General features: G+C 61.1%; 12 protein-coding genes. 7 read left to right on the forward strand and 5 right to left on the reverse strand.

Going from position 1 to position 12,092, the window contains the following annotated elements:
* The first annotated feature begins 13 nt into the window (after positions 1-13).
* The gene (locus tag ABHV46_RS06885) at positions 14-661 is read left to right on the forward strand and encodes a class I SAM-dependent methyltransferase (protein WP_438383951.1); all 648 of its coding nucleotides are present in this window, start codon (positions 14-16) and stop codon (positions 659-661) included.
* A gap of 87 nt (positions 662-748) precedes the next feature.
* On the opposite strand, the gene ABHV46_RS06890 is transcribed toward ABHV46_RS06885, so the two are convergent.
* The gene (locus ABHV46_RS06890; RefSeq protein WP_438383954.1) at positions 749-1,708 is read right to left on the reverse strand and encodes a sugar phosphate isomerase/epimerase family protein; all 960 of its coding nucleotides are present in this window, start codon (positions 1,706-1,708) and stop codon (positions 749-751) included.
* A 152-nt stretch (positions 1,709-1,860) separates the two neighbouring features.
* Entirely contained in the window at positions 1,861-4,023 is a 2,163-nt protein-coding gene (locus ABHV46_RS06895) for an FUSC family protein (RefSeq protein ID WP_438383957.1), read from the reverse strand.
* A 255-nt stretch (positions 4,024-4,278) separates the two neighbouring features.
* Here ABHV46_RS06895 and ABHV46_RS06900 point away from each other — a divergent pair, with 255 nt between their 5' ends.
* Both ABHV46_RS06900 and bfr read left to right on the forward strand, forming a co-directional pair.
* Complete coding sequence (locus ABHV46_RS06900) at positions 4,279-6,102, forward strand: DEAD/DEAH box helicase (protein WP_438383961.1); 1,824 nt, start codon at positions 4,279-4,281, stop codon at positions 6,100-6,102.
* Positions 6,103-6,430: 328 nt separating this feature from the next.
* Entirely contained in the window at positions 6,431-6,922 is a 492-nt protein-coding gene (gene bfr / locus ABHV46_RS06905) for a bacterioferritin (protein WP_025885276.1), read from the forward strand.
* 119 nt (positions 6,923-7,041) lie between these two features.
* Here the strand turns inward: bfr and ABHV46_RS06910 are convergent, their stop codons facing one another.
* Together ABHV46_RS06910 and hrcA are read right to left on the reverse strand one after the other, a co-directional pair.
* On the reverse strand, positions 7,042-7,272 hold the full coding sequence (locus ABHV46_RS06910) for a (2Fe-2S)-binding protein (protein ID WP_438383964.1): 231 nt from the start codon (positions 7,270-7,272) through the stop codon (positions 7,042-7,044).
* Between the two features lie 88 nt (positions 7,273-7,360).
* Positions 7,361-8,407, reverse strand: coding sequence for a heat-inducible transcriptional repressor HrcA (gene hrcA, locus ABHV46_RS06915; RefSeq protein ID WP_336946341.1), 1,047 nt, complete (start codon positions 8,405-8,407; stop codon positions 7,361-7,363).
* A gap of 81 nt (positions 8,408-8,488) precedes the next feature.
* Here hrcA and ABHV46_RS06920 point away from each other — a divergent pair, with 81 nt between their 5' ends.
* From ABHV46_RS06920 to ABHV46_RS06935, 4 genes are all read left to right on the forward strand, one after another.
* On the forward strand, positions 8,489-9,277 hold the full coding sequence (locus ABHV46_RS06920; RefSeq protein ID WP_438383966.1) for an MOSC domain-containing protein: 789 nt from the start codon (positions 8,489-8,491) through the stop codon (positions 9,275-9,277).
* 106 nt (positions 9,278-9,383) lie between these two features.
* Positions 9,384-10,115 (forward strand): ribonuclease PH, encoded by a 732-nt coding sequence (rph, locus tag ABHV46_RS06925; RefSeq protein WP_336946343.1) that lies wholly within the window; start codon positions 9,384-9,386, stop codon positions 10,113-10,115.
* Entirely contained in the window at positions 10,112-10,729 is a 618-nt protein-coding gene (rdgB, locus tag ABHV46_RS06930) for an RdgB/HAM1 family non-canonical purine NTP pyrophosphatase (protein WP_438383969.1), read from the forward strand. Before rph ends, rdgB begins: the two co-directional genes overlap by 4 nt.
* Before the next feature lie 19 nt (positions 10,730-10,748).
* Positions 10,749-11,462, forward strand: a complete 714-nt coding sequence (locus ABHV46_RS06935; protein ID WP_438383971.1) for a hypothetical protein — start codon at positions 10,749-10,751, stop codon at positions 11,460-11,462.
* On the opposite strand, the gene ABHV46_RS06940 is transcribed toward ABHV46_RS06935, so the two are convergent.
* Entirely contained in the window at positions 11,445-12,074 is a 630-nt protein-coding gene (locus ABHV46_RS06940; protein WP_438383974.1) for a LysE family translocator, read from the reverse strand. The two genes, ABHV46_RS06935 and ABHV46_RS06940, sit on opposite strands and share 18 nt — an antisense overlap.
* Positions 12,075-12,092 lie beyond the last annotated feature (18 nt).

Genomic DNA, 12,092 nt, shown 5'->3' on the forward strand with positions numbered 1-12,092 from the left:
CAGGACATTATCCATGGCTGATACGCCTTCGGGGCTGCATCCTGCGGCCTTTACCCGCGCCAATAGCGACCCTGATCGTCTATTCTACGCAGGCAGAAGCGACTCGAGCCAGATGGATGTCGGCGCGCGCACTGCCGTCAGCGCGCTCTATCAGACCACCCTGCCGGCTTCGGGGATCATTCTTGACCTCATGGCGGGCGCGCTCAGTCATATTCCGCCAGAAGCCAGCCATGAATCCGTGATCGGCCTCGACGTGAACAAGGCCGCTCTCGACGGCAATACGGGCCTGACACAGCGCATCGAACAGGACCTCAACGAAACGCCGCAGATCGACCTTCCCGATGAGTCGCTGGACGCCATCTGCCTGTGTGACGGTTTCGCCTATCTCACCGATCCTCTGGTCGTGTTGGAGGAACTCAACCGCCTTCTTCGACCCGGCGCGCCGATCATCATCACCTTTTCCGATAATTTCATTCCGCAGAAAGCGGTTGCGCTCTGGCAGGCGCTCGACGCCGCAGACCGCACCCGCCTGATCACGCTGCTGCTCGACCGCGCGGGCTTCGGCGATCTCGACACCGGCGAGGTCGTCCCACCCGAAGACCTGACAGCCTGGAACGACACGGTTCACGCCGTCATCGCCCGCAAGAATCTGGCAGCCTGAACGCATTAGCACTGGTGTTAGGTCCGCCCCCTCACTCGGCCCGATCGAGCGAGGAATGTGTCCCTCCCCGCTCGCATCAGAACCTGCTCAGCACTCGGCCTGAATGAAACCGCCCAGAGCAACGGGCATAATCTCACGAAGCAGGGCGACGGATTTGGTCAGGCCCTCAATCGGGTCAAGAAGTGGGTCTTCGTGTTCGATGGATAGCCATCCATCATAGCCGACCATGCGCAGGCGGTAGCAGAATTGCCGCCACCAGAGCGGGTCATGGCCATAACCAAGTGTCAGATACGACCAGGCCCGGTCGGAAGGGAGACCCAGCGGCCCGTTTTCGAGATTTGTGGTCGCGCCGCGCCGCGCCTCATTGAATCCGGCATCCTTGGCGTGAACATGACAGATCGCGTCGCCAAGCGCGTCGATCGCCGCAATCGGGTCCCCACCCATCCAGAACATATGGGAAGGATCGAGATTGGCACCGATCATCGGCCCGAGCGCTTCACGCAAGCGAAGGAAATTCGGCACGTTATAGGCCCATTGCCCCCCATGCAGCTCGAGCGCGAATTGCGTCACGCCGTATTGCGGGGCCATGTCGAGCAGCTTTTCCCAATAAGGCAGAAGCCTCTCTTTGAACTGCCATTCCTTGGCAACCTGCCCCTCGGGCGGCCAGGAACTGACCACCCAATTGGGCAGACGGTCGCCCTCCTGTCCCTCGGGCAGACCTGACATTGTGCAGATTTTGGTGATGCCGAGGTCAGCGGCCAGCCTCACCGTCTCATAAAGCGCATCGCTCTGCCTACGATCGACGGGGTGAAGCGGATTACCGTTGACGTTAAGCGCAATAATCTCGAGCCCGCGGCTCCCGAAAGCTTGCAGAAAGCTCCGGCGGGCGGCGGGGCTCTGCCTGAGCTGAGGCAGATCGAGATGGGGCGCCCGTGACCAGCCCCCCGTATTGATCTCCACCCCAGAAACGCCAAGCGCAACGGCCTGATCGAGCATTTCTTCAAAGGAGAGAGCCCCAAGACTGTCAGAAACAAATCCGATCTTCATGATGCGGTCACCATTCCTGTGAATTCGGGCCGCCCTGCGGGCAGCACCGTGCAACACGAGAATTTATATTCCCATCCAAGACAAGAATCGGAACATTAATTCGTTATTCTTTTATCATATGGCTGTGATCTATCTGTTGTCTTCGAGGCACCCTAGCCTTGTCGGGCACGTGCCCGCTGCAAAGCATGACGAAAACACCTGTCATTCAGCCACAACTGGTTACCCACCCATTCATGCTGCACGATCAGCAGACTGCCGAGTGCTTCCGAATAGGCCGGCTGATCTGTAACTTCGGCAACAGCAGCTTCTTCGCGAAGGATTGCAATGGCCGTCTCGAGCCTAGCTGTAAACGCTGCCCGCTTCATCGTCGGGGTACGCAGAAGCTGCGACCCAAGCCCCTTGAAGAAAACACCAAGAATAGCCGATAGCTCGGCAGGCAAGCCCGGTCGCAAAGCGAGGCGGCGCAGAAACAGAAGATTGCGCCCTAATGTCATGACCGAAAGCAGGCCGTGAAGATTAAGCTCCATAAACGGTGTCAGCTGAGTGCCCGCATAGCGGATGACCCGTTCCATTCCTTGTGTGATCAGGCCGATCCAACGGTTTTCCACTGGCAGGCGTCGCCCCGGCGCGCAGATACGCTGCAAGCCATGCAGGGCGCGGCGCCTGAGCAGCACACAGACCTGATGAATATTGAATGGCAGGATGCAGCGAAACACGAGCACACCGGCACCGAGCCCAAGAATCAGGGCGATGGTGGCGTTGAACCAGGTCAGTTCGTCCATACGCGTGTGATTATCGAGACCGATCAGCGCGGGGAGGAAGGTATTGTAAGCGCCCGCCGCCGTGGCGGTCGCCGGATTGCGCGCGGCAAGGCCACCGATGAACATTAGCGGTGCCACGCCGACGATCAGCGCCTCGAACCCCGAGCCGGTCGGGATGACGAAAAATACTGGCAAGATCGACACTAGCGCGGCGAGGCAAGCGCCGTAAAAGAAGCGATTGCTGACCAGAACGGTGTTGTCGGTCGTTGCGAAACGCCCGACAACCACGGCGATGAACGAGATGAACGAGGCACCTTGCGGCCAGGCATTGACTTCCCAGACCAGTCCCGCAAGGCAGATGGCTGCAAAAGAGCGCATGGCGTTATGAAACGCAGCATGAAGATGCATCACCCTGCGCAGCCTGAATTGCGAGGGCGCGATGGCCTCGCTCGGGCGCGCTTCGAAATAGATCAGAAGAGTTTCGTATTCTTCCAGAATGAGACGAATGCCATGCAGGATTATCCTGTCATCAGGGGCAAAATCCTCATATTCTTCCGGATGACCGTCCGCCCGCCGATAAAGCGTGTCGCAGCGCTCCTGCAATAGCGAAAGATCGCGTCTTAGCGCCGCAATCGTTGCCTCATCGCCGAGATGATCCGATACCCCCTTGGTGAAGGCCGCCGCCTCACTCAGGGCGGTGCGAACCTGGGGCGAAAGCACCGGCGCTGCTGAAAGACGCGCCTGCATGCCGAGCCCGCGCGAGACGATTTTCGAGAGAATGCCGATCGTGGCATAGGCACAGGCCACGGCATGATCGCTTCGACCGACCTCTACCACGGTGAATTCGAGCTGCTCGTTGAGCTCGAGTGTGCGGCTGAACACCGCGCGGATGGCCTTCTCAGGCGGCGCCGCCCCATCGAGCACGTCGCTGATCACAAGAGAAGCCGCCGCTATGCCCTCCATCAGCCAGCCCCGCATGGTGCGACGCGCCTTGATGGCGAGCGATGCGGAAAAGACGAGCCCCGCCACCATCTCGCACACCACGCCCAGCACGATATAGGTCCCGCGCGCCATGGCGATCTCGAACACATGGTCTGGCGCACTCAGCGCACTGGTAGCGATAATAGCGCAGGTATAGGCCGCCAGCACAAAGGCATAGGCACGGAAATTCTGCAAAAGTGTTGCCAGCCCGGTGCAGATGCCAGCCCAGAGAGCGAGCGCCGGGATAAACAGCCAGGGCGCCTGCGGAAAAGCCGAAACCAGCGCAACCGCCCCGATCATGCCAAGCAGCGTGCCGACCAGACGCCACCGCCCCTTGGAGAGACTTTCGCCGCGTGAGCCTTGCGCCGTGATCCATACCGTCATCGCAGCCCATTGAGGCTCGCCCAGCTCCATCCAGAAGGCGATACCCAGAGCGATCATGGAGGCAATTGTATTGCGCAGAGCGAACTCGAAAGCATTGCCGCTCGGGGCCCAAAGCCATTTGAACGGCCAGGCACGGCCCTTCAGACGCGAGAGCATCTGGTTCTGGCGGGCGAGGAAATCGGCGATCATGCCCGGCGTCTTACCCGAATTTTAGACTTCGCATGAAGGCTATCGCTTCAAATCATCGGCGATTGCCCATATATTGGGCGAATACCGGGTCACATCTCGAAGAGAAGCGTTTTCAGCCTCGCTGCCGTTTAATCCTAGATTTAAGCCCGCATATTCTCTATTGACCGCCTTCCTTACGCCGCGAGCCACGCTCGACACAGCGCAGCCCTGTAACGGCGTTCTCTCTTCGCAAGATCCTGATCGAGTCCGAACCGCATGCCTTTTCCCGATACCGTCCCGTCTCTCAGTCGCGCTCTGGCGGCACGCGGATATGAAACGCCGACCGCCGTGCAGGAAGCCGTGCTGCAGCCGGGCCTCGAAACACGGGATCTGCTCGTTTCCGCCCAGACAGGATCCGGCAAGACGGTGGCCTTCGGCCTCGCCTTCGCCCCGACGCTGATCCCCGAAGGTAGCGAACGCCTGCCGCCCGTCAACAGCCCGATGGCGCTGGTGATCGCACCGACGCGCGAACTGGCCCTTCAGGTCCAGAGCGAGCTGCAATGGCTCTATGCCGAGACCGGCGCCCGCATCGTGAGCTGCATTGGCGGCACCGATGCCCGTCGTGAAGCGCGCAACCTGTCGAATGGGGCTCATATCGTTGTCGGCACGCCGGGCCGTCTGTGCGACCATCTGTCGCGTGGCGCGCTCAACCTGGCCGATCTGCGCGTCATCGTGATGGACGAAGCCGACGAAATGCTCGATCTGGGCTTTCGTGACGAGCTGGAGCAGCTTCTCGACGCCGCACCGGTCGAGCGCCGCACGCTGCTTTTCTCGGCGACGATTGCCAAGGAAATCGCCAATCTGGCGCGCCGCTTCCAGAAGAACGCCGAGCGTATCAATACTGTCTCGACCTCGAAGCAGCATGACGACATCACCTATAAATGCGTGCTGACATCGCCCAACGATATCGGTCGTGGCATCGTCAACGTGCTGCGTTTCTACGAGAGCCCGACAGCCATGCTGTTCTGCAATACCCGCGCCATGGTCGCGCAGGTGCAGGCAGCTCTGGTCGAGCGTGGCTTCGCCTCCGTCGCCATTTCAGGCGAAATGGGCCAGAACGAGCGCTCGCGCGCCATTGAAGCCCTGCGCTCGGGCGTGGCCCGCGTCTGCGTGGCCACTGACGTCGCTGCACGCGGCATCGACGTTCCGGCGCTGTCTCTCGTCATTCACGCCAACATGCCAAGCGAAGCCGCAACCCTGCTGCATCGCTCGGGCCGTACGGGTCGTGCTGGCCGCAAGGGCACCTGCGTGGTCATGGTGCCGCTGAGCCAGCGTCGCAAGGCTGAACGTCTGCTCACCATGGCCAAGATCAGCAATGCCGAATGGGAAAGCGTCCCCTCGGCAGATGCGATTCTCGAGCAGGACGCCAAGCGCCTGATGGAAGACCAGACGCTGTTCGCGCCGTCAGAGGCCGCCGAAGACGTGCTGGCAGCACAGCTCGCCAATGCCCACGACTCGCATCAGCTCGCGACCGCTCTGGTGCGCCTTTACAAAAGCCGTCTGCCGAGCGTCGAGAATATCCGCCCCGTCAACGTCGAGGCCCCTGCCCGCGGCATGCGTGACGATCGCGCGCCACGCGAGTTCACCGGCCGCGTCGATCGCATGGGCGGCGAATGGTTCAGCCTCGCCATCGGTCGCACGGAGCGCGCCGATCCGAAATGGCTGGTGCCCCTGATCTGCCGCCTGGGCGGCGTGACCAAGAGCGAGATCGGCGCGATCCATATCGACACGGATCACACCCTCTTCGAAATCGCGCCTGACAGCGCCGAGCGCTTCCGCTCCTGCGTTGCCGGTGCCGATGCCGACGAAGCCAAGATCGAGCCCGCGTCCGCCCCGACAGGCCCGTCTGCCCCGCCGCGCGGCCCGCGCCGCCCGCGTGAAGGTGGATTCGCCCCTCGTGGGAAGGGCGGCTTCCGCGGTGGTGATCGTGGGGGCGACCGTGGCGGAGAGCGCGGTGGTGATCGCGGCGGCGATCGTCCGGCCTTCCGCAAAAGCAGCGGCGTCGGCAACGGCAAGGGCTCTTCGCGCAAGCGCTACTGATCGATAGCCAGCCTCGCTCTCAACGGAGCGAGGCGCAGAAAACTGCCAAAAATGGGGCTTCGCCCCCCTGAAACGCCCTGCCACAAGCGGGGCGTTTTTCGTTGTGCGAAACGATACCAGAATATGGCGATTTGTTGCGACTGAAAATCAACTTCGTTTATTGAGTCTGTAGAAATAAAGAGAGTGATTCTCAACTTCGATACTGGAATTATTATCTTCGTTATTTCTGTTGCACTGCATTCTGTTCCATGCTTGAACAGCGTCACACAGCCTGTCACGGGCGGCCATGCGCCGTCCTGTCGCAACAGGACAGAGAAAGGAGCATCCCATGCTGAAAGACCCGAAAGTCGTCGAGCATCTGAACATTCAGCTGACGAACGAACTGACCGCCATCAACCAGTATTTCCTTCATGCCCGCACGCTCAATCATTGGGGCGTGACCAAGCTGGGCAAGAAGGAATATGACGAGTCCATCGAAGAGATGCGTCATGCCGACTGGCTGATCGAGCGCATCCTGTATCTCGGCGGCCTGCCGAACGTGCAGCGCCTGAACCAGATCCTGATCGGCGAAAGCGTCGAGGAAATTCTGGCTTGCGATCTGAAGCTCGAAGAGAAGGCTCTGGCCGATCTGCGCGAAGGCATCGCCTATTGCGAAAGCGTGCGTGACTACGTGTCGCGTGACCTGCTGATCCGCATCCTCGCCAATGAGGAAGAGCATGAAGACTTCATCGATCGTCAGTTCGATCTGATCAAGCAGGTTGGCATCCAGCGCTATATCACGCTGAACTCCTCGCCTGCTCCCGAGCAGACCGCAGAGTAAGACGCTTCTCCCGCCAGCGCCTTTCGGTGTGGCTCAGGAGACGACGCGTAAATGACGAAAAAACCCGGCAGCCTTACGGCTTGCCGGGTTTTTTCATGTCTGATTTCCGGTGAGAGCGTTCAGGCGAAAGCGGCTGCTCCTGCGCCCTGTTCAGCCTGCTGGAACAGATGGGCGTTTTCCTTACGCTCGCGCACGAGGCTGCGCAGGGCGCACACCACACCCGGCACGCAATTGCCGCATTGCGCCTTGCACCCTTTCGACGCGTAGACCTCTTTCGGCCGTGAAGCGCCCCGACGAACGGCGTCGGCGATATCATGATTGGTCAGGGCGTTACACGAACAGACGATCATCAGCCATTCCACTCCAGAACGGCCCAACCGTAACAGCGTATGAGAACCAGTCGCAACTGAAAATTGCGAGTAATTCTTAAAAATCATGTCAGCTCAGCAAGCGTCCGATCACACGCGCCGTATAATCCACTACCGGCACGATGCGTCCGTAATTGAGGCGTGTAGGCCCGATCACCCCGATAGCGCCGACGATGCGGTTATTTTCGTTACGGGCGGGGGCCACCACCATCGAGACGCCTGACATACCGAAAAACCCGCTTTCCGCACCGATATAGATGCGCACCCCATCCGAATCCTGCGCCAGTTGCAAAAGGCGCAGCATGGTCTCCTGCGCTTCGAGCCGCTCGAAAAGCATCTGGATGGTCGTGAGCTTTTCGATCTCGGTAATATCCGTCAGCAGATTGCCCTGCCCCCGCAGATAAAGCGTGCCGTGCTGTTCGTCCCACATAGCCAGCCCGCTTTCGATCACGCTGGCGGCAAGCGAATCCAGATCGGAGCGGTTCTGTTGAAGATTAGCCGCAACGCGCTGGCGTAGCGCCGTGAGCGTGACATCGCCGAGCAGCGAATTCAGATAATTCCCCGCCTCCACAAGCGCCGAAGGGGGCAGACCGGGCGGCGTCTCGATCACGCGGTTTTCGACCTGTCCATCTGCCGCAACCAGAATCACGAGCGCCTTGCCCGGTCCGAGCGCCACGAATTCGATATGCTTGAGCGCCCCGTCACCTTTGGGGGCCAAAACCAGTCCCGCTGCCGCTGAAAGTCCCGAGAGCATCGATGAAGCCTCGGCGAGCGTCTCCTGCATCGAGCGCCCCCTGAGCGCCAGCCGACCGGCAATATGGGCGCGCTCGGTGTCATCCAGCGCGCCGAACTGCAGCAGGCCATCCACGAAAAGGCGGACCCCTTTCTCTGTCGGCAGACGCCCCGCCGAAACATGGGGGCTGAACAACAGGCCAGCCTGGGTCAGCTCGGCCATGACATTGCGAATGGTCGCAGAAGAAAGCGAGGGCGTCAGACGCTGGGCCAGCGTCTTGCTAGCAACCGGGTCGCCCGTCTCCATGTAATGCTCGACGATTTCACGCAGGACCTTGGCCGAACGGGCGTCCATACCGCCCGGCAGGCTTGAGAGATCGATCATGCCCAGCCCTTTCGCGTGACCTGCCCGGCTGAAAGGGCCATGGTCCTGTTGCCGTCCCACACCGGATCTGGAGTCGTGCTCGTGACCCGTATTGCCGCCTTATACATCCATCCAGTCAAAAGCCTGCATCGCATAGAGGTTCCGGGGCTCGATCTGGAGCCTTGGGGGCCAAAAGGCGACCGACGCTGGCTGGTGGTTGATCCCGAGGGCAAATTCATGACCCAGCGCCAGCATCCCGCCATGGCCCGCATCGTCACGGCACTCGAAGGCGAGAACCTGCATCTGACGGGCGGCACCGTCATGCCACTCAAGCTCGCGCCACCGGGACCGGACGCGCCGCTTGCGCGCGTCAGCGTGTGGAAAGACCGGGATATCGAGGCACGCGATGCGGGGGATCAGGCGGCAGACTGGGTAAGCGCCTTTCTCGAAACGCCATGCCGCCTCGTTTATATGGCTGCCCCCGAAAGCGCCCGACCGGCTGAATTCGGCAGTGTCAGCTTTGCCGACGGTTTCCCGCTGCTCGTGACCAACACCGCCTCTCTCACCGATCTGAATGACCGTCTCGAGCAGCCCGTGCCGATGGAGCGGTTCAGACCCAATATCGTGGTCGACTCAGACACGCCCTGGGCGGAGGATGGGTGGCGCATTCTGAAAATCGGCGCGGTCGAACTCGAACTGGTCAAGCCATGCAGCCGCTGCATCGTCACGACCATAGATCAGGAAACCGGCGCCATTCCCGTGCCACGCGAGCCGCTCAGGACCATGACCCGGTTTCGCCACCAGCCGGGCGGCGTCATGTTCGGACAGAACGCCCTTATTCGCCGGGGCGGCGCCATCAGACTGGGTGACCGGATCGAGTGCCTCGCCTGAGACGCGCGCACGCCGTTTTGCGGGCTGGCGCTTTTGTCAATCGGGGCATGACGCGCTAAGGCTGCTCCCCAACAGCGTCACTGCGACCGTAACCAGAGAGAAAATCATGTCCAGCACCCGTCCGTCCGGCCGCAAGGCCGATGAAAACCGCGCCGTCTCGATCGAGCCCGGCTTCGCTCGCCATGCCGAAGGCTCGGTGCTGATCCGCGTTGGCGGCACCGAAGTGCTTTGCGCCGCCTCGATTGAAAACCGCGTACCGCCTTTCCTGCGCGGTCAGGGCCAGGGCTGGATCACCGCCGAATACGGCATGCTGCCCCGCGCCACCCATACGCGTGGCAATCGCGAAGCCGCCAAGGGCAAGCAATCGGGCCGCACGCAGGAAATCCAGCGTCTGATCGGTCGTGCCCTGCGCGCCTGCGTCGATCTGCGCGCCCTTGGCGAAATGACCATCACCCTCGATTGCGACGTGCTCAATGCCGATGGCGGCACGCGTTGCGCCGCCATCACCGGCGCCTGGGTGGCCCTTGCCATTGCACTCGACAAGCAGATCAAGGCTGGCACGCTCAAGCGCTCGCCTCTGCGTGCGCAGGTTGCCGCCGTTTCCTGCGGCCTGACCGAAGCTGGCCCGGTGCTGGATCTCGACTATGTCGAAGACAGCTCTGCCCAGGCAGACACGAATTTCGTGCTGACCAGCGAAGGCGGCATCGTCGAAATTCAGGGCACCGCTGAAGATGCCCCGTTCAGCGAGGCCGAATTCAACGCCCTTATGGCACTCGCCAAGACCGGCACGGCGCGTCTGTTCGAAATTCAGCGCGCTGCACTCGAGAGCGTTGCATGAGCAGCGAACGGCGCCTGAACAGGGGCGAGCGCATCGTGCTCGCCAGCCATAACAAGGGCAAGCTGGTTGAATTTCGCGCGCTTCTGGCTGCAACAGGTATCGAGATCGTCTTGGCTGGCGAACTCGGCCTGGCCGAGCCGGAAGAAACGGCAGACAGCTTCGAGGGCAACGCCGCCATCAAGGCGCTGGCCGCGGCGAAGGCGACTGGATTGCCCGCCCTCTCGGACGATTCCGGTTTCTGCGTCTCGGCACTCGGGGGACGCCCCGGCATCTATTCGGCACGCTGGGCCGGGCCGGGTGGCAATATGCAGATCGCCATGCAGCGCGTGCATGACGAAATGGGCGACTCACCGGACAAGCAGGCGGCTTTCGTGGCCGTGCTCTGTCTTGCCTGGCCCGATGGTACGACCCGCTTCGCCGAGGGACGCTGCGAGGGCGCTATCTGCTGGCCGCCGCGTGGCGAGCATGGGCATGGCTACGATCCCATGTTTATCCCGCAAGGCGATTGCCGCAGTTTTGCCGAACTCTCATCCGATGAGAAGAATGCGACCAGTCATCGCGGTCGCGCGTTGGCCCGGTTTCTGGAAACCTGCGTCAGCACGAACCCTGTTTGATCTACCCGGAGTTCTCGTCATGAAGACAAGCCCGTTTTTCCTCGCTGCCTGTGCGCTTGCTCCTTTCATGGCGACGGCACTCGCCGCGCCGGTTTTCGACCCGACCGGGTTCGAACTACGCGAAACGCGGCCTTTCAGCATCTCGGTGCAGCCCGCTTCAACCTTGGCTACTGCTTCGAGCCCGTCCTATCGTCTGGTTCCGGGTGGTATCACGCTGAGCAGCGACGCACGCAAACCGACAGCCTATCATGCCCGCCAACCCCGCACGGAGCTTTCGGAAAACCACATCTGGCGTGTGCAGGACGCCCCTGCCGCACTCGATGCGACATTGCATATCGATCGCTTTCCCAAATCGGGTCAGGTCGTTCTGGCCGAACTCGGCCCGGATAACGACAACGCGCCGCTGCTCCGACTGGTTGTCGATGGCGACCGTGTGGTGCTGCGGGGGATGATCGACAATGCGCCTGCCAATGGTGTGGCGATCGGCACGATCGACGCGACACATACAGCGCATATCGGGTTACAGACCCTTCCCGATGGGCAGGTCGCCACCATGGTCAACGGAACGCAGAGCCAGCTACATCTGTCTCGTCAGGCCCTGTCCATTCCTGTCGTGTTTCGTACCGGCGCTCATGTCGTGGAAGATATCGGCACGACGCCCGATACCATATCGGTTACCCTGACCGGATTGAGCGCACGCCATGGCACGGCTCAATCAGGCCTTCGCACGTAAGATAACAACGCCGAACGCGACGAAGACGATCGCGGTCAGGCGGTTGAAAGCCCGTCTGACCGGCCTCCGGCTCAGGAAGCGCGATAGCGAATGGCCGCCCAGACCATAGAGCGATAGCCAGAACCCATCGGAAAACAGATAGGTCACGAGCAGAATGCCGAATTGCGGCAGAACCGGCTTATGATGATCGATGAACTGCGGAAAGAACGCTGCTGCGAAAAGCAGTAATTTGGGATTGCTGATCCCGACCAGAAAACCATTGCGGTAAAGGCTCCAGCCGCTGGCCCTTGTTTCGGGCCGGGTGTTGTCGGCGCCTGTTTCAGGCGCATCGTCTGCCCGCCACGCCTTGATGCCAAGGTAGACCAGATAGGCCGCCCCCGCATAACGAATCACGTCGAACAGACGCGGCATGGCCGTCAACACGGCGCCGATGCCGACCATCGACAGCACGAGCGCAAGCATTAGTGCCGAGATACACCCGGCCATGGCCGCAATACTGCGCCGAAATCCGACCTGAACGCTACGGCTCAAAGCATGCATCATGTTCGGTCCCGGCGTTGCCGAGATGAAGAAAACCGTGACCACGAAAAGCCACCAGGTCTGCATGGTCATGATAAAAGCCAATCCTCT

It is taken from the genome of Asaia sp. BMEF1 (assembly GCF_051628905.1).
In the GTDB taxonomy this organism is placed as follows: Bacteria; Pseudomonadota; Alphaproteobacteria; order Acetobacterales; family Acetobacteraceae; genus Asaia.